Below are 17,261 nucleotides of genomic sequence, written 5' to 3'. Positions count from 1 at the left end.
CTCCTCGTCATTCTCAATGCAAAAGCACGCGATGCGCGCATGGAGTTCGCCAATGCAACTTGACACCACAGATAGTCGCTCATTGCCCTGCCGGGCATTTCTCCCCGTATAGTGACGGGGAGAAACGGGCCGGCCGCGACGCTGACCCTATTCCGGAGACGACCCCGCAATGCTCTGGTCATAGTCGACCAGCGATCCGGTCATGACGCCGGACTGCGGGCTGACCATGTAGCTGATCAGCCGCGCCAACTGGTCCGGCTTCACCAATTGCCCCATCGGCTGCGCGGCTTCGGCCTTTGCCAGCCAGTCGTCCGGCGCATCGTGCCATTTCTTCTGCACGATGTCCTCGCCCTCCGTGTCCATCCAGCCCGGCAGCACCGCATTGCAGCGGATGCGGTTGTGACGATAGGCATTGGCGACGTTCTTGGTCAGCGTCATCAGCGCCCCCTTGCTGGTCGAATAGGGCGTCAGGAACGACTGGCCGGTATGCGCCGACATCGACAGCACATTGACGATCGAGCCGGGTGCCTTCTTTTCCAGGAGATGCGCCACCACGCCCTGCATCAGGAAAAACGGGCCGCGCACATTGGTGTCGAAGATGGTGTCGAACAGCTCTTCTGAGGTTTCGACCAGCGAGCCGCGCGCCGATGTCGCGGCGGCATTGACCAGGGCGTTGATGGTGCCGAAATGCGAGATCGCGGTGGCAACGGCGCGCTTGCAGTCGGCCACTTTGGAGACGTCGGCGCTGATGAAGATCGCCTCGACGCCAGCCTTCTTGAAGTGAGCGACGGCCTTGTCGCCCTTCTCCTGCGAGCGGCCGATGAGCGCCAGTGCCCGGCAACCTTCCTCGGCCAGCGCTTCGGCGACGGCAAAGCCGATGCCTTGCGCGCCGCCGGTGACGATGGCGCGTGTCTGTGAATTGCGATCGGCGGATGCGCTCATCGCTCGGCTCCTGTGGTTTCTTCCTAGGGTTTCTTACTTGTCGAGACGGACGGTCTTGCCGGTCGTTGCTGATTTCAGCGCCGCATCGGCCAGCTTCAGCGCCACCAGCCCATCCGCACCGCTCGGCGACGCTTTCTTGCCCGAGGTCGCGGCTGTGATGAACGCGGCGATCTCAATGGCATAGGCGTCGAGGTAGCGGGTCATGAAGAAGTCGTGCAGCGGCGGGCGCGTATAGCCCTTCTCGTTGGCCAGTTCGATCGACACCGGGCGCTGGTTCTCGGCGGCAACCATGCCTTTCGAGCCATGCACCTCGATGCGCTGGTCGTAGCCATAGGTGGCGCGGCGCGAGTTGGAGATGACGGCCTGCTTCCCGGAAGCGGTTTCGAGGATGACGCTGACGCTATCGAAATCGCCGGCAGCACCGATCTTCTTGTCGACCAGCACCGAGGCATGGGCGCTGACCGCCACGACCTCCTCGCCCAGCAGGAAGCGCGCCATGTCGAAATCATGGATGGTCATGTCGCGAAAAATGCCGCCCGAGCGCTTGATATAGTCGATCGGCGGCGCGCCGGGATCGCGCGAGGTGATGGTGACCATCTCGACGGTGCCGATGGCGCCGTCGTCGATCGCCTTGCGCACGGCGGCGAAATGCGGATCGAAGCGCCTGTTGAAGCCGACCATCAGCGTCGCCTTGGTTTTTTCGACCACGGCCAGGCACTTCTCGACGCGCTTGACGTTGAGGTCGATCGGCTTCTCGCAGAAGATCGCCTTGCCGGCCTTGGCGAAGCGCTCGATCAGATCGGCATGGGTGTCGGTCGGCGTGCAGATCACGACGGCGTCGATATCCCCGGCTTTCTCGATATCCTCGATGCTGCGCACCTCGGCGCCATAGGCGCTCGCCAGCTCTTTGGCGGCCTTCTCGAACGCATCGGCAACGGCAACCAGTTTGGCCTGCGGATTGGAGCCGACGGCGCGGGCATGGACCTTGCCGATGCGGCCGGCACCGAGGAGAGCGAAGCGAACGGTCATGGGTATTTCCTCTAGGGGATGGGTTTGAGAGAGTTGTGTCCGCACCTTCCCTGAGGAAGGGGGCAAGTTTACTTCACGCACGCATACCCTAAAACAGGGTGATCATCCTGTTTTAGGCCGCGAGTTCCGCCTCCCCGGTCTTGGCGCCGGTGATGTAGGAGACGATGTCGTTTCCGTCGGTGTTCTCCTTGCGCAGATTGGCGACGATGCGGCCGCGCCGGAACACGACAATACGGTCGCAGAGATCGAACACCTGGCGCATATTGTGGCTGATCAGGACCAGCGGCTCGCCATTGTCCTTGAGCGTACGGACGATGTTTTCGACCTGCGCGGTCTCCTGTACGCCAAGGGCAGCCGTTGGCTCGTCCATGATGATCAGCTTGGAGGCGAAGGTCGCGGTCCGGGCGATCGCCACGCACTGGCGCTGGCCGCCCGACATGTGGCGGATGGTGTTGGACAGATTGGGGATCTTCACCGCCGTGCGGACGAGCGCCGCCTCGGTCGCCTTGCGCATGTACTTGCGGTCGAGGATCGAGAACGGGCCGAGGTTGAACAGCACCTTCTCGCGCCCGAGGAACAGGTTCGACGGCACGTCGAGATCGTCGGCCAGCGCCAGGTTCTGGAACACGGTCTCGATGCCCGCCGTGCGGGCCTCGATCGGCCCGGCAAAATTCACTTCCTTGCCGTCGAACCAGATCTGGCCGCTGGTGCGCTGCTCGACGCCGGTGATCTGGCGCACGAAGGTCGATTTGCCGGCGCCGTTGTCGCCCATGATGGCGACATGCTCGCCCTTGCGCAGCTCGAAGTTCGCGCCTTCCAGCGCATGCACGCCGCCATAGCGCTTGGTCAGGTTTTCAGTCTTCAGGACGATGTCTGACATGGTCATGCCCTCATTGCCCGCAGGCGTTGGCGCCACTGGTCGAGAACCACCGCACCGACGATGATCACACCCTTGACCATCTCCTGGTAGTAGGCGTCGAGGCGCAGGAAGGTGAAGCCGGAGATGATGACGCCGAAGATCAGCGAGCCGATCACCGTGCCGATGATCGAGCCGCGGCCGCCCGACAGGGAGACGCCGCCGATGACCGCCATGGCGATGGCGTCGAGCTCGTACATCACGCCCATGCCGGACTGCGCGGTCAGGTTCTTGGAGCTCAGCACCACGGCGGCGAGCGCGGCGAGAATGCCGGCGATGACGTAGACCAGGATCTTGTGGTTGGCGATCTTGATGCCGGACATGCGCGCGGCGTCCTCGTTGGAGCCGATCGCGTAACAGTGCTTGCCGTACCTGGTGTAGGTCATGATCAGCTGGAACAGGATGGCCAGCGACAGGAAGATGACGACGGGCATCAGGCCTTTGCCGATGCCGGCGAAACTCTCGGTGGGAAACGAGATCGGCTGGCCCTTGGACCACCATTTGGCGATGCCGCGCGCGGTCACCATCATGCCGAGCGTGGCGATGAACGGCGGAATGCGCGTGTAGGCGATCAGCGCGCCATTGACCAGGCCGGCAAACAGGCCGCAGGCGATCGCCACCAGCAGCGGCACGATGACAGGCAGGTCGGTCCAGCCTTGCGCCAGGAACATCGCCTTGGGATTGGGATTGCCGTTGACCGTCGCCACCTGGGCGAAGCTCATGGCGATCATGGCGGTCGCGCCGACGATCGAGCCCGAGGACAGGTCGATGCCGCCGGTGATGATCACTTGCGTCACACCGATGGCGATGATGCCGACGATCGACACCTGCAGGATGATGATCTGCAGGCGCGCTTCGTTGAAGATGCCGCCGACGTCGCTGCGTGTGTTGAACAGAAAGCTGTCGCCCAGAAAGATGCGGCCGATCAGTTCGAAGATGACGACGAGAATGACCAGTGCCAGGAAAACATTGAACTCGGCCGGCCATGTGCGCTTCCTCGCATCATAACCGACGCCGCCGACGCCATGAGATGTCTGTGCCACGTATTCTGTCCTCCATCAGCCGCGGTCGCCCTCGCGCCTGCGGCGCTGAGGGAGAGAGGGGAGCGGCGCTGTATTGATCGAGAGCGCCGCTCCGTATCGAACCGTTGGCGGCTCAGTTCTTCTTCAGGAACTTGTCGATGTTGGCGGGCGTCACGAGCTGGAAGGGCACGTAGACCTTGTGCTCGACCTTCTCGCCCTTGGCGAGCTTGAGCGCCGCATCGAGAGCGCCGGCGCCCTGGCCGGCCGCGTCCTGGAACACGGTTACGTCGAGGTCGCCCGCCTGCATGGCCGCCAGCGCGTCCTGGGTGGCGTCGACGCCGCCGACGACAACCGCCTTCATGTCGATGTTGCCGGCCTTCATCGCCTGGATGGCGCCGATGGCGCTTTCGTCATTGTTGGCGATGACGCCGTCGAACGGCTTGCCGGTCGACAGCCAGTTGGTCATCAGGTTCTGCGCCTCGTCGCGGTTCCAGTTCGACGTCTGCTTGTCGATGATCTTGATGAAGCTGCAATCCGGCGTCGCGATCACATCGTCGATGTCCTTGGTGCGCTGCACGGCGGCCTGGTTGGAAAGCTCGCCCATGATCACATAGACATTGGCTTCCTTCTTGCCGGCTTCCTTGAACAGGCGGCAGACTTCCTTGGTCTCGAGCGTGCCGGAATCGGCTTCGTTCGAGGCGACGAAGGCCTGGTTGTCGGGCAGCGTGTCGACATTGACCGGCTCGCGGTTGACGTAGACCAGCGGGATCTTGGCTGCGGCGGCGGCGTCCGACATCGCCTGCGTGGCCGAAGTGTCGACCGGGTTGACGATGATGGCATCGACGCCCGAGGCGGCGAAGTTCTTGATCTGGTCGAGCTGCTTGGCAACGTCGTTCTGTGCGTCCTCGACCTGCAGCTCGACGCCGCTCATGCCCTTGGCCTGCTCGATCATGCCGTTGCGCAGCACGGTCAGGAAGTTGTCGTCGAACTTGGCCATCGACACGCCAACCTTGGCGGCCATGGCGGATGAGCTCATCAGCGCCGCGAAGGCGACGCCCAAAATCAATTTCTTCATTGTGTTTCTCCTCCACATATTGGTGTCCGGTTTCACCGATTTATCCGGAATCCCCGATCTCCCCGGGGAATCTCTCCCTGATGTCTTTTCTGTTCCGGGTGACGCCTGCCTCCTGGCTGGAACGTCAAGCCCTCTGTTTGAAACAGATATTCCGGAACGAAAGAACCAAAATACACAGATGATGAAATATTTATTCCATTTCACATCGGGGCGTCAAGGGCGATTCCGCGGCCTGCGGGCCGATTTACGCATCGCTCTGATGGATTCTATCATTTGCCTCGGCGGGCTTGCGCGGCGGCGGGCTAGATGTTTTCCGGCAGGTAGATGTCGAAGGGCAGGAAGGTCTGGCCCGGAGCGTTGGCGGCGCCGGTTTCGATGGCATGCGCCATCAGGTCGACGAGCTCACGGCACAAAGCGGCGAGCGGGGTCGAGATCACCATGGTGAGGATGTTGTCGGCGAGTGCCGCGCGCGATTCGGCGTTGATCTCGTTGCAGACCACCACCGGCATGGTCGCGGGCTTCGCTGCCCGCAGCGCCGAGACCGCGCCTTCCATGCCGCCGCCGGCGACGTAGCAGCCGGCAAGATCCGGATAACGCGCCAGAAGATCGATCATCGCGTCATGGGTCACCTGGTTGGCTTCCAGATTGACCAGCGTTTCAAGCACGCTGAACTCCGGCGCATGCTCGCGGAAGAAGGAGCGAAAGCCGATCTCGCGCAGCTCATGGCCGTGGAAGCGGTGGCTGCCGACGAAGAGGGCGACCTTGCCGGGCCGCTTGGCTGCCTTGGAGATCATCCATGCGGCGGTGCGCCCGACCTTGCGGTTGTCGAGGCCGATATAGCCTTCCCGGATGCCGGCGGCAAAGTCGGACAGCACGGAAAAGACCGGCTGCCCTCTCGCCTTCAAGGTTTCCACGACCGCTGTCAGGGTCGGATGGTCCGGACCGACAACGGCGATGGCCCTCGATTTCGCCGCCAGCCTGCGCATCTGGGAGGCGATCTCGTCGGGAGCCAGGGAACTGGCGAAATCGATGGTCGCAACGCCACGGAAGCGTTGCGATTGCGAGATGGCCAGTTCGAGTTCCCGCGCGAAGTCGCCGTAAAAGGCATCATTGCCCCGCAGCAGCAGGAAGCCTAGCCGGTACTCCGGCAATTCCTGGCGCATGCGCTGCCTGATAAGGCCGGCGGCGTGATAGCCGATATCGGTAGCGGTCTCGTAGACGCGGCGCGCTGTCTCCTCGCGCACCGGCAGCCGGTTGTTCAGCACGCGGTCGACGGTAGCGACACTGACGCCCGAGATGCGCGCCAGATCAGATATGGTCGGCCGCTTCACCATGCTTGCCCCGTCGGATTTGCTTGAGCCTTCGTACAGCATCCTGATGGGAAATGATAGAAACTATCTTTATGATGTTGAATCCATCATCGGTCGGCGTTACTTTGACGCTAGAAGCCAAAGGAATTCATGGCATTCGCCCTGGCGGATGCCTTTGCCGAGGGAGGCAATCATGTCCACTGCGCCGTCCCGGCGTGACTACAGCCTGATCGGCCGCGATGCCAAGCTCGCGGTCGAGACCGGCCTGTCGGCGGCCGAGTGGTATCACACCGACATACCGCGCAAGCAGATGAAGGAGCTGATGCAGCGCTCCGACGGGCCGGCGATCCGCGATACGGCAATCTGGTTCGCCGCGCTGATCGTCAGCGGGGCCGGCGGCGCCTGGTTCTGGGGCACATGGTGGTGCGTGCCGTTCTTCTTCGTCTATGGCGTCCTCTACGGCTCCTCGACGGATTCGCGTTGGCACGAATGCGGCCACGGCACCGCTTTCCGGACGCAATGGATGAACGATGCGGTCTATCAGATCGCCTGCTTCATGATCATGCGCAATCCGGTGACCTGGCGCTGGAGCCACACGCGCCACCACACCGACACCGTCATCGTCGGCCGCGACCCGGAAATCTCGGTCATGCGGCCGCCCGATCTGGTTCGCGCCATGCTGGGCTTCGTTGGCGTGCTCGATGCCTGGCATGCGATGTCAGACATGCTGCGCAACGCCGCCGGCAACATCAGCGCCGCCGAAAAGACCTTCATTCCCGAACAGGAACAGCCCAAGGCGATCCGCGTCGCCCGCATCTGGACGGCGATCTATGCCGCCACCGTCGGGCTGGCGCTCTACACCGGTTCGTTCCTGCCGCTGATGCTGGTCGGCCTGCCCAGGCTCTACGGCGCCTGGCACCATGTCATGGTGGGGCTGCTGCAGCATGGCGGCCTGGCCGACAATGTCACCGACCACAGGCTGAACAGCCGCACCGTCTACATGAACCCGATCAGCCGCTTCATCTACTGGAACATGAACTACCATGTCGAGCATCACATGTTCCCGATGGTGCCGTACCATGCGCTGCCGAGGCTGCACGAACTGATCAAGCACGACCTGCCGGAACCGACACCATCGATCCTGGCCGGCTATCGCGAGATGATCCCGGTCTTCCTGCGCCAGCTGCGCAACGAGGACTATTTCCTCAAGCGCGAGCTGCCGCCGACCGCACGGCCATATCGCGAAGAATTCCACAACGACACTATCGCCGCCGCGGCGGAATGATCGTGCTTCCATCGGTTTAGACTGTTTATTTTAACGCAATTCCGGGCGGAAAACCGCTGCGCACTTTTCCTGGATTTGCTTTTGGGGAGGACTTGAATGAGCGACTGGGTCGAGGCCTGCGCCACCGGCGACATAGACGAGGAGGATGTGATGCGCTTCGACCATGGCGGCCGCACCTTTGCCATCTATCGCAGCCCCGACGACGAGTTCTTCGCGACTGACGGCCTGTGCACGCATGAAAAGGTGCACCTGGCCGACGGGCTGGTGATGGATGACATCATCGAATGCCCCAAGCACAATGGCCGCTTCAACTACAAGACGGGTGACGCCCGCGGCGCGCCGGTCTGCGTCAACCTGAAGACCTATCCGGTCAAGGTCGATGCCGGCAAAGTCCTGATCCAGATCGGATGACTGACATGGCGCGGGGAATGGTCATCATCGGCGCCGGCGAATGCGGCGGGCGGGCGGCATTGGCGCTGCGCGACCTCGATTATCAGGGGCCGGTGACGCTGGTCGGCGATGAGCCGCATCTGCCCTACGAGCGCCCGCCTCTGTCCAAGGAGGCGATGGCCAGCGATACGCCCGAGATCAAGGCGATCGCCAGCGACGCCATTCTGGCCGAGAAATCGATCCGGCATATCCATTCCCTCCAGGCCGTGGCGATCGATCGGGCGGCGCATGCGGTGCGCCTGTCGGACGGATCGGTCCTGCCTTACGAAAAGCTCCTGCTGGCAACGGGTTCGATGCCGCGCAAGCTGCCGATGCCCGGCCTTGGCGCGCACTGCGTCTATCTCAGGACCTTTGCCGATGCGCTCGCCATTCGCGCGCATCTCACCGCCGGCAACCGCATCGCCATCATCGGCGGCGGTTTCATCGGCCTCGAACTCGCCGCCGCGGCCCGCAAGCTCGGGGCTGATGTCACCGTCATCGAGGCGCAGCCGCGCATCCTGATGCGCGGCGTGCCGGCGGAGATCGCCGAAATCATCCATGATGCGCATGTCGCCGAGGGCGTTGATATCCTGTGCGGCGATGGCATCGCGTCCATCGCCGACGACGGCAACAAGGTGCGCATAGCGCTTGCCGGCGGCCGGGAAATCGTCGCCGACCTCGCGATCATCGGCATCGGCGCCGTGCCGGTGACCGGGCTTGCGGCCGAAGCCGGCCTGGCGATCGACAACGGCATCGCTGTCGATGCGCAATTGCGCAGCAGCGATCCCGACATCTATGCCGCCGGCGATTGCTGCTCGTTTCCGCTCGCCGTCTATGGCGGCCGTCGGGTGCGGCTGGAAGCTTGGCGCAACGCCCAGGAACAAGGCGCGCTGGCGGCCAGGAACATGCTCGGCGCCGGCGAGGCGCATGCGGCGGTGCCGTGGTTCTGGTCGGATCAATATGGTCTGTCCCTGCAGATCGCCGGGCTGTCCGACGAAGGCAGCAGCACCGTGCGCCGCGACCTCGGCGACGGCGCCTTCATCCTCTTCCATCTGGCCGAAGATGGCAGGCTGGTGGCGGCCAGCGGCATCGGCCCCGGCAATACGGTTGCCCGCGATATCAGGCTTGCCGAAATGCTGATCGGCAAGCGCGCGAAGCCGGCGCCGGAAGCGCTGGGATCGCAGGATGTGAAGTTGAAGTCGTTGCTGGCGGCTTGAGCCGTCACGCCAATTGCCGACGTCTGCGCCGCCCCTCATCTGCCTGCCGGCATCTTCTCCCCGTATAGTGACGGGGAGAAGGGCGCTATCATCGCCGGTTTCGCCAATCACCAGCATCGCAAGAAGGGCGCCGAGGTTGCGGCCAGCCCCTTTCTCCCCGTCACTATACGGGGAGAAATGTCCGGCAGGACAATGAGGGGCGGCGCAGGCGTCGGCAAATTAACGTCAGCGCGCCTGAACCCCAGCCTAAAACAGCGCCTTCAGCTCCGCCAATTTGTCGTTCACCAGCCAGCCATAGTAATTCTCTTCCGGCAGCTTTTCCGGCTCGCCGGCGGCGCGGCGCCTGTCGTTCTCCGCCTTCAGCGCGTCAGCCCGCTGCTCCGGATTGCCGACATTGTAGAGCGTGGCGGTGACCCCCGGATTGCCCGAAATGTCGAAGCCGGCAATGCTTTTATAGGCATCGATCGATTTCCGGATCGTCGCGGCGACGTAGGGCAGCGTCAGGTCCGGATCCATGATGGTCTTGTAGACCGAATTGGGATCGCCGACGTCGAGCTTCGGCAGGCCGGAAACCTTGTGCACCAGATCGCTCATCTGCAGGGCGGTCAGCGGATTGAGCTGGCCGAGGCCAAAGGTCTGGCCGGCATAATAGGGCTGGAAGAAGGTGGCGCCGAAACGATCGTCGGGAAAGCTCGTCCCGCCGACGCTCTTGCCGCGAAACGAACGGTTCCACACCTGCTCGCGGCATTCCCACAGATCATAGCTGTCGGACATCCCGGCGCATTTCTTGAATTCCGGCCGCTGCACGAAATCGGTGATGTCCTCGCCGTCATAGGCGAAGGACAGCTTGCTGGAGAGATAGGAGATCGCCTTGACGTAGTAGGTCTGCAGCCGGTCATAGGCATCGACATTGTAGGTGTGCTCGCCGACGATGGCGCCGACGATGTGCAAGGGATCGATGCCGTAGGTGGCTGCTGCCTTCTTGATCTTGCCGCGCAGACCGGCATCGTTCTGCAGCAGGGCGTAGACCTTGCGGTACTTCGCCTGGAAGCTGGTGTTGGTCGCCTGCGTGCGCCGGCTGGAGGCGCCGGGAATGTCGGGCTGCACGGCATTGCGATTTCCCGGCGGCACCAATGTCGCTGCCTCGGCGGCGAACAGCGTCGTCGCCAGCGTCAAGCCGAGAATGACCAGGATCAGTTTTTTCATGCACCCGCCGCCCAAGCAATTCCAGGAAAAGTGTGAAACGGTTTTCCGGAATTGCGTCAAACCAAGAGATCGAGAATTGCCGGGCAAACTAGGTAAAGCTCTTGGTCGAGTCGAGAGCACCCCTTCACACGGCACTACGAAAGGTGGCCAGATGGTACCATCTGGCCACACATGATTTTGCTTGCCGGAAAATGTTGCCTGGACCGGCGCCGGAACGTTCCGGCGCCGTCGTTTAAAGGATGAACCGCGACAGGTCGGTATTCCTGGACAGGTCGCCGACATGCTTCTCCACATAGGCGGCATCGATGGTGACTGATGTGCCGTTGCGGTCGGGCGCATCGTAGGAGATTTCGTCCAGCACCCGCTCCATCACCGTCTGCAACCGCCTTGCGCCGATGTTCTCGACGCTGGCGTTGAGGTCGACGGCGATGCCGGCCAGCGAATCGATAGCGTCGTCGGTGAAGGTCAGCTCGACGCCCTCGGTCTTCATCAGAGCGATATACTGCTTGATCAGGCTCGCCTCGGTCTCGGTCAGGATGCGGACGAAATCGTCCTTCTCCAGCGCCCGCAATTCGACGCGGATCGGCAGGCGGCCCTGCAGCTCCGGCAAAAGGTCGGACGGCTTGGAGACGTGGAAGGCGCCGGAAGCGATGAACAGGATATGATCCGTCTTCAACGGCCCGTATTTGGTCGCCACCGTGGTGCCCTCGACCAGCGGCAGCAGGTCGCGCTGCACGCCTTCGCGGGACGGACCGCCCGAAATGTCGGATCTCGCCGCTATCTTGTCGATCTCGTCGAGGAAGACGATGCCGTCATTCTCCGCGGCATCGAGCGCCCGGCGCACGACTTCGTCCTGATCGAGCAGCTTGTCGGACTCGTCATTGACCAGCAGGTCGTAGGACTCCTTGACCGTCGTCTTGCGCATCTTGGTCTTCTTGCCGCCCATCGCCTTCGACAGCATGTCGTTGATGTTGAGCACACCGATATTGGCGCCCGGCATGCCGGGGATTTCGAAGCCGGGCATGCCGCCGCTGCCGGTGTCGGCAACCTCGACCTCGATCTCCTTGTCGTCGAGTTCGCCGTCGCGCAGCTTCTTGCGGAAACTATCGCGGGTGGCCGGGCTCGCCGTCTTGCCGACCAGCGCTTCCAGCACGCGTTCCTCGGCGTTGATGTGGGCGCGCGCCTTGACGTCTTCGCGCATCTTCTCACGCACCAGGCCGATGGCGATCTCGACCAGATCGCGGATGATCTGCTCGACATCGCGGCCGACATAGCCGACCTCGGTGAACTTGGTCGCCTCGACCTTGACGAAAGGCGCACCGGCGAGCCGCGCCAGGCGGCGCGAGATTTCGGTCTTGCCGACGCCGGTCGGCCCGATCATCAGGATGTTCTTCGGCATCACCTCTTCGCGCATCTGTCCTTCCAGCTGCTGGCGGCGCCAGCGGTTGCGCAAGGCGATGGCCACGGCGCGCTTGGCGTCCTTCTGGCCGATGATGAAACGGTCGAGTTCCGAAACGATCTCGCGGGGAGAAAATGTGCTCATATCACTAGATTCCACTTTGCCACTGCTTGATGGCCTCGAACGGATGCAGCAGCATGATCACGTTGAGTGTCAGATTGTCCCGGATGAGATAGCCGGTACCGAGTTCGAAGATGATGGCAAGGCTGACGATCACCCATATAGGTAGCCTTCGCGCCATCACAAATCCCAGCACCATGGCCAGAGTGTCCGACACCGAATTGATGATGCTGTCGCCGTAATAGTCGAGCGAGATGGTGCCGGCGCGGTAGCGCTCGATGATGAATGGGCTGTTTTCGAGCAGCTCCCAGCCGCCTTCGATGAAGACGGCGAACGCCAGTCTCAAGCCGATCGGCGAACGCGGGAACAGGAATCTTGCCAGCGCATAGAACAGGAAGCCGTGGATGATGTGCGAGAACGTATACCAGTCCGAAATGTGCTGGGAATTCTCCGAACTCTGCACGACGCCATGCCAGAGCTTGACGTAGCCGCAGGTGCAGATCGGCGCTCGCCCCATGCCGTAGAGCGCCCCGGCCTGGAAGATGATCAGCGCGAGGACGAGCAGAAGCCCCATTCGCCAGCTGTCTTCATAGGCCGAATAGCTGTTCTCCGCGGCCGGTGTCGTCATCGGTTCATTCCCCCTCGTTTCGCGTCGCCGTCTCGATCATCACAAAGCCTTGTAACGCCTTCAGCGGCGGTAGCCGGCGGATCACGGCAGCCGGCAAGGTGGGTTTGACCACAATCCGCCGGATACGCTGCCAGCCAGCCCCGAACAGAATGATCAGCGCGCCAACAACGACCAGGATCAAGGCAAAAGGCGGGATGCCCGTCGAATCGGAGGCGGAATTCACCAGATAATAGATGCCCAGCGAGCCGAAGTAAGCCAATGTTGGAACCAGAAGCGAACGGCGGTCGATGGCAAGCGCGACATAGAGGAAGCCAAGGATCAGAATCGCCAGCATGAGGGTTGCATTGGTATCCGGCGCGATATGTCCGAATACGACGTTCTGGCCGGTTGCCATAATGAAGAGCGGATGCACCAGCATGGGCGCCGAGACGACATGCAGCCAGAAAGCGCAATCGGACCAGATCTTGCGTCGATCCCTATCGTAAATGTCAAAAGCTACACCCGTTGCGAACATGATCAGGCCGCAGATCAGCGGCATGTAAAGTGCCGCGCGGAGCAATTCGGGAACATCCTCCATACGCGATGGCGCAATCGCACCCGCTGTCACGCTGTCATACAGGATTATCGCCGTTTGCAGGAAGGCAAGCAGTGTAAAAGCGATGGCGATAGCCCCGGCAATGATGGGGACGCGAAAACGCCAGAAATAGATCGCCGCCGCGATTATTCCTCCGCCCAGGAACAGATATCCGGCCTGGGACGCCGTCTGGCGCAACGCCAATAGCTGCCAGATAGTCTCCGGCTTGCGTATGCCGAAGCTGGTCTCCACCTGTAGCGCCAGAGCGGCCAGAATGGCGGCCATGAAAATCAGGGCAAGCACGGACGACGATAATTTCATCCGGTGCTGACGCGTGACAATTTCGGCGAGCCCCCAGGCGAAAACCGCGAGGATGCCTGCGATCCAGAATGTCTGGCCTGGAAGCAAGGTGGTCAGGACAAAGAAGAAGCCGGCGCTGAGCAGAACGGTTCCGACAGTGACAAACAGATCGTTGCCGCCGCCCACCAGCCGCAGGTTTTCCTCGTCACCCTCGTCATCGGCGCGCCTCGCCTCGGGGGCGAGAGCGACCGCACGTTCCATGGCCTCCAACTGATCGCGCAGGGTCTGCGAGATCAAACCTTTCGCGATTGCCTTGTCGAGGGTTTCGGCGCTGATCAATTGGGCTCCTGCGTCGCGTTGCGCGCCATCATCAAGGCCGGCCCGTACTCCGACGTTCTGGTGTCAAAGGCAACAAAGCCCGCCTTTTCATAGGCACGGATCGCCCTGACATTGGCGGGATCCGGATCGATGATGACGCGCGGAACACCTTCCTCGAAAAGCTGTTCGACGAACTGGCGCACGATTGCCGAGCCATGGCCGCGCCCGAGCAGCTCCGGCACGCCGATCGACACGTCGATGCCGAGCGTGCCGAACGGCTGGTCGGCATAGGGATGGTCGTCTTCCAGATGCGGGTCGTAGCTCTGCAGATAGGCAATCGGCTTGCCGTCGAGCTCGACGATCAGCGGCTCGACCGAAATCGAGTCGATGTGCTCGCGAATGCCGGCGATTTCCGTCTCCGGATCGTCCCACCACTCTGCAACATGCGGCTCGGCGAGCCAGCCGGCGATCATCGGCAGGTCTTTTTCCGTCACCGGCCGAAAATCGTAGCTATCTTCTTGTTCGGCCATGATCTCTGGACGAACGGAACCGTTCGTCCGAGAAAACCGGTTTCCACTATTCGGGGTCATGGCCGGCTTTTCAGCCGACATCAAGCGTTTCGACGACGAAATTGTTGTTGGTGTAGACGCAGATGTCGGATGCGATCTGCATCGCCTTGCGGGCGATCTCCTCGGCATCCTTGTCGCTGTCCATCAGCGCGCGCGCCGCGGCCAGCGCGTAATTGCCGCCCGAACCGATGGCCATGACGCCGAATTCGGGTTCGAGCACGTCGCCGGTGCCGGTCAGCGCCAGCGATACCGACTTGTCGGCCACCAGCATCATCGCCTCGAGCCGGCGCAGATAGCGGTCGGTGCGCCAGTCCTTGGCGAGTTCGACGCAGGCGCGCGTCAGCTGGTCTGGATATTGTTCGAGCTTGGCTTCGAGCCGCTCCAGCAGCGTGAAGGCGTCGGCGGTGGCGCCGGCGAACCCGGCGATCACATTGCCGCCCTTGCCGATGCGGCGCACCTTCTTGGCGTTGCCCTTCATGATGGTCTGGCCAAGGCTGACCTGGCCGTCGCCGGCGATCACCACCTTGTTGCCCTTGCGCACCGTCACGATGGTCGTGGCGTGCATGGTCAGATTATCGGACATTTCCTGGCTCCGAGCAGCGCCATCCCGATAAGGCGATCGGCGCGGTACGAGTGACTTGATCGGCCATATGTATGCATGGGACCGATGATTGCAAACCGCTGGATAGCGGCCGGGTTCGCAACTGGCAATCGCCGGATCATGCTGCTAGAAGGCTTTCGTTTTCAAGCCTGCGAGCGCTTGAACCTCTGAGCTGGTCACGATGTGAACCTCTGGACAAGGATAGAGTGATGCCGCCCCGCGCCGCCGAAGTCAGCCGCAAGACCAAGGAAACCGAGATTGCCGTCTCGGTCCATGTCGACGGCACCGGAAAATCGGACATTTCGACGGGCGTCGGCTTCTTTGACCATATGCTGGACCAACTGGCGCGCCATTCCCTGATCGACATGACGGTCAGGGCCAAGGGCGACCTGCATATCGACGATCATCACACCGTCGAGGACACCGGCATCGCGCTTGGCCAGGCGCTGGCCAAGGCACTGGGCGAGCGGCGCGGCATCATGCGCTATGCCTCGATCGACCTTGCCATGGACGAGACGCTGACGCGCGCTGCGATCGACGTGTCCGGCCGACCGTTCCTGGTCTGGAACGTTTCCTTCTCGTCGCCGAAGATCGGCACCTTCGACACTGAGCTGGTGCGCGAATTCTTCCAGGCTTTGGCGCAGAATGCCGGCATCACGCTGCATGTCACCAATCACTATGGCGCCAACAACCATCACATCGCCGAGACCTGCTTCAAGGCGGTGGCGCGCGCGCTGCGCGCGGCTCTCGAACGCGATCCGCGCCAGCCGGATGCGGTTCCCTCCACCAAGGGATCGTTGAAGGGATAAGGCCATGGCCACCTATGTCGTGATGGAACCGCCAGGCCGCAGCGAGAAGGCCGATGCCACGGCCTTTGTCCGCGATGGCTTCACCTGGCTGGGCCTCCTGGTGCCGCCGCTATGGTTCGCCTGGCATCGGCTGTGGATCGAGGCAGCGCTTGCCTTCGTCGTCATGGGCCTGCTTTCGATGCTGGGCCAGAAGCTCGGCCTTGGTCTGGCCGGCTCGCTGCTGTCACTGTTGGTTTCGCTCTATGTCGGACTGGAAGGGCAAGGCCTGCGCATCGCGGCACTTCGCCGGCGCGGTTGGCACGAATGGGGCGCGGTCGAAGCCGGTTGGCTCGACGACGCCGACACACGCTATGCGCTGGAAGCGGAAGCGCCGGCCGATGAGGTTGTGCCGGCGCCGCGTATGGTCCCCGATGCTGCCCTCGCGCGGCCAGCGCAGCCGGGCATGGCGCTGGGGCTGACCCACATTCCGGGAAGAAGCTGACATGCGGGTTGCGATCATCGACTACGGCTCGGGCAATTTGCGCTCGGCCACCAAGGCTTTCGAGCGCGCCGCGCGCGAAGCCGGCATATCGGCCGATATCGACCTGACCGCAGATGCCGAGCGGGTGCGCACGGCCGATCGCATCGTCCTGCCCGGCGTCGGCGCCTATGCCGACTGCGCCTCCGGCCTGCAGGCCGTCGAAGGCATGTGGGAAGCCGTCGAGGAGGTTGCGATCGTCAAGGGCCGGCCGTTCCTCGGTATCTGCGTCGGCATGCAGCTGATGTCGCAGCGCGGCCTCGAAAAGACAATTACCAAGGGCTTCGGCTGGATATCGGGCGACGTGAAGGAGATCATGCCTTCCGATCCGGCGCTGAAGATCCCGCAGATCGGCTGGAACACGATCGAGCTCAAGCGCCAGCATCCGCTGTTTGCCGGCATACCGACTGGCGCAAGCGGGCTGCATGCCTATTTCGTGCATTCCTATCATCTCGATGCGGGCAAGGCGGACGAGGTTCTGGCGGTTGCCGACTATGGCGGCCCGGTGACGGCGGCCGTCGCCCGCGACAATCTTGTCGGCACGCAGTTCCACCCGGAAAAGAGCCAGGCGCTCGGCCTCGCGCTGATCACCAATTTCCTGCGCTGGAGGCCCTAGAGCATGATCCCGAAAAGTGGACCCCGGCTTTCTCGGACAAACGGTTCCCGTTTGTCCGGAGATCATGCTCGAGCAGAGGGATAGACCATGAGCAAGAAGGGCTACTGGATGGCGATGGTCGAGGTGACCGATCCGGAAAACTATCCGCTATACATTGCCGCCAACAAAGCGGCTTTCGACAAATATGGCGCAAAGTTCCTGACCCGCGGCGGTCAGTCGTCGAGCCCGGAAGGGCCATCGGGCAATCGCCATGTCATCATCGAGTTCGAGAGCTATGCGGTCGCACTCGCCTGCTTCCATTCGCCTGAATACCAGGTGGCGCTGAAATTCCGACGTCTCTATTCGACATCCCATTTCGCCATTGTGGAAGGCGCCTGAA

The 17,261-nt window shown here is 62.4% G+C and carries 19 protein-coding genes; 7 read left to right on the top strand and 12 right to left on the bottom strand.

Annotated features, from left to right (window positions below; translation table 11 throughout):
• Positions 1-147 precede the first annotated feature (147 nt).
• From NKJ67_RS02725 to NKJ67_RS02700, 6 genes are all read right to left on the bottom strand, one after another.
• Positions 148-942 carry an SDR family oxidoreductase gene (locus NKJ67_RS02725; protein WP_352580321.1) on the bottom strand — a complete coding sequence of 265 codons (795 nt, stop codon included), beginning with the start codon at positions 940-942 and terminating at the stop codon, positions 148-150.
• A gap of 33 nt (positions 943-975) precedes the next feature.
• A complete protein-coding gene (iolG, locus tag NKJ67_RS02720; RefSeq protein ID WP_027039991.1) occupies positions 976-1,971 on the bottom strand; it encodes an inositol 2-dehydrogenase in 996 nt (331 codons plus the stop codon).
• Positions 1,972-2,083: 112 nt separating this feature from the next.
• Entirely contained in the window at positions 2,084-2,851 is a 768-nt protein-coding gene (locus tag NKJ67_RS02715) for an ATP-binding cassette domain-containing protein (protein WP_292338170.1), read from the bottom strand.
• A 2-nt stretch (positions 2,852-2,853) separates the two neighbouring features.
• The gene (locus NKJ67_RS02710) at positions 2,854-3,930 is read right to left on the bottom strand and encodes an ABC transporter permease (protein WP_027039989.1); all 1,077 of its coding nucleotides are present in this window, start codon (positions 3,928-3,930) and stop codon (positions 2,854-2,856) included.
• A 112-nt stretch (positions 3,931-4,042) separates the two neighbouring features.
• Positions 4,043-4,984, bottom strand: a complete 942-nt coding sequence (locus tag NKJ67_RS02705) for a sugar ABC transporter substrate-binding protein (protein ID WP_127270618.1) — start codon at positions 4,982-4,984, stop codon at positions 4,043-4,045.
• A gap of 302 nt (positions 4,985-5,286) precedes the next feature.
• Positions 5,287-6,318 (bottom strand): LacI family DNA-binding transcriptional regulator, encoded by a 1,032-nt coding sequence (locus tag NKJ67_RS02700; RefSeq protein ID WP_352580320.1) that lies wholly within the window; start codon positions 6,316-6,318, stop codon positions 5,287-5,289.
• Between the two features lie 169 nt (positions 6,319-6,487).
• Here NKJ67_RS02700 and NKJ67_RS02695 point away from each other — a divergent pair, with 169 nt between their 5' ends.
• The 3 genes from NKJ67_RS02695 (at position 6,488) to NKJ67_RS02685 (ending at position 9,225) form a co-directional block, all read left to right on the top strand.
• Entirely contained in the window at positions 6,488-7,579 is a 1,092-nt protein-coding gene (locus NKJ67_RS02695; protein WP_256746584.1) for a fatty acid desaturase family protein, read from the top strand.
• A 96-nt stretch (positions 7,580-7,675) separates the two neighbouring features.
• Positions 7,676-7,990: a Rieske (2Fe-2S) protein gene (locus NKJ67_RS02690; RefSeq protein ID WP_027161041.1), complete on the top strand. Its 315-nt coding sequence runs from the start codon at positions 7,676-7,678 to the stop codon at positions 7,988-7,990.
• Positions 7,987-9,225: an NAD(P)/FAD-dependent oxidoreductase gene (locus tag NKJ67_RS02685; protein ID WP_352580319.1), complete on the top strand. Its 1,239-nt coding sequence runs from the start codon at positions 7,987-7,989 to the stop codon at positions 9,223-9,225. The genes NKJ67_RS02690 and NKJ67_RS02685 overlap by 4 nt, the downstream gene beginning before the upstream one ends.
• A 246-nt stretch (positions 9,226-9,471) precedes the next feature.
• Here the strand turns inward: NKJ67_RS02685 and NKJ67_RS02680 are convergent, their stop codons facing one another.
• The 6 genes from NKJ67_RS02680 to hslV all read right to left on the bottom strand — a co-directional run bounded on the left by NKJ67_RS02680 (position 9,472) and on the right by hslV (position 14,922).
• Entirely contained in the window at positions 9,472-10,431 is a 960-nt protein-coding gene (locus NKJ67_RS02680) for a DUF1402 family protein (RefSeq protein WP_352580318.1), read from the bottom strand.
• A 232-nt stretch (positions 10,432-10,663) separates the two neighbouring features.
• Positions 10,664-11,974, bottom strand: a complete 1,311-nt coding sequence (hslU, locus tag NKJ67_RS02675) for an ATP-dependent protease ATPase subunit HslU (protein WP_352580317.1) — start codon at positions 11,972-11,974, stop codon at positions 10,664-10,666.
• A gap of 4 nt (positions 11,975-11,978) precedes the next feature.
• On the bottom strand, positions 11,979-12,578 hold the full coding sequence (locus NKJ67_RS02670) for a DUF2585 domain-containing protein (protein WP_256746587.1): 600 nt from the start codon (positions 12,576-12,578) through the stop codon (positions 11,979-11,981).
• 4 nt (positions 12,579-12,582) lie between these two features.
• Positions 12,583-13,791, bottom strand: coding sequence for a hypothetical protein (locus NKJ67_RS02665; RefSeq protein ID WP_352580316.1), 1,209 nt, complete (start codon positions 13,789-13,791; stop codon positions 12,583-12,585).
• Positions 13,788-14,300, bottom strand: a complete 513-nt coding sequence (locus NKJ67_RS02660) for a GNAT family N-acetyltransferase (RefSeq protein WP_352580315.1) — start codon at positions 14,298-14,300, stop codon at positions 13,788-13,790. Before NKJ67_RS02660 ends, NKJ67_RS02665 begins: the two co-directional genes overlap by 4 nt.
• Before the next feature lie 70 nt (positions 14,301-14,370).
• A complete protein-coding gene (gene hslV, locus NKJ67_RS02655) occupies positions 14,371-14,922 on the bottom strand; it encodes an ATP-dependent protease subunit HslV (RefSeq protein WP_127320227.1) in 552 nt (183 codons plus the stop codon).
• Positions 14,923-15,149: 227 nt separating this feature from the next.
• On the opposite strand from hslV, the gene hisB reads away from it, so the two are divergent.
• The 4 genes from hisB (at position 15,150) to NKJ67_RS02635 (ending at position 17,260) form a co-directional block, all read left to right on the top strand.
• Positions 15,150-15,749, top strand: a complete 600-nt coding sequence (gene hisB, locus NKJ67_RS02650; protein ID WP_127266875.1) for an imidazoleglycerol-phosphate dehydratase HisB — start codon at positions 15,150-15,152, stop codon at positions 15,747-15,749.
• Positions 15,750-15,753: 4 nt separating this feature from the next.
• Complete coding sequence (locus NKJ67_RS02645; RefSeq protein WP_352580314.1) at positions 15,754-16,230, top strand: DUF2628 domain-containing protein; 477 nt, start codon at positions 15,754-15,756, stop codon at positions 16,228-16,230.
• A gap of 1 nt (position 16,231) precedes the next feature.
• On the top strand, positions 16,232-16,882 hold the full coding sequence (gene hisH, locus NKJ67_RS02640) for an imidazole glycerol phosphate synthase subunit HisH (protein ID WP_127320231.1): 651 nt from the start codon (positions 16,232-16,234) through the stop codon (positions 16,880-16,882).
• Positions 16,883-16,969: 87 nt separating this feature from the next.
• Positions 16,970-17,260 (top strand): DUF1330 domain-containing protein, encoded by a 291-nt coding sequence (locus NKJ67_RS02635; protein WP_127380294.1) that lies wholly within the window; start codon positions 16,970-16,972, stop codon positions 17,258-17,260.
• Position 17,261 lies beyond the last annotated feature (1 nt).

The organism is Mesorhizobium sp. M0088, assembly GCF_040322895.1.
GTDB lineage: Bacteria > Pseudomonadota > Alphaproteobacteria > Rhizobiales > Rhizobiaceae > Mesorhizobium.
Note: the sequence above shows the minus strand (reverse complement) of the source record. Positions and strands in the feature narration are given on the sequence as shown.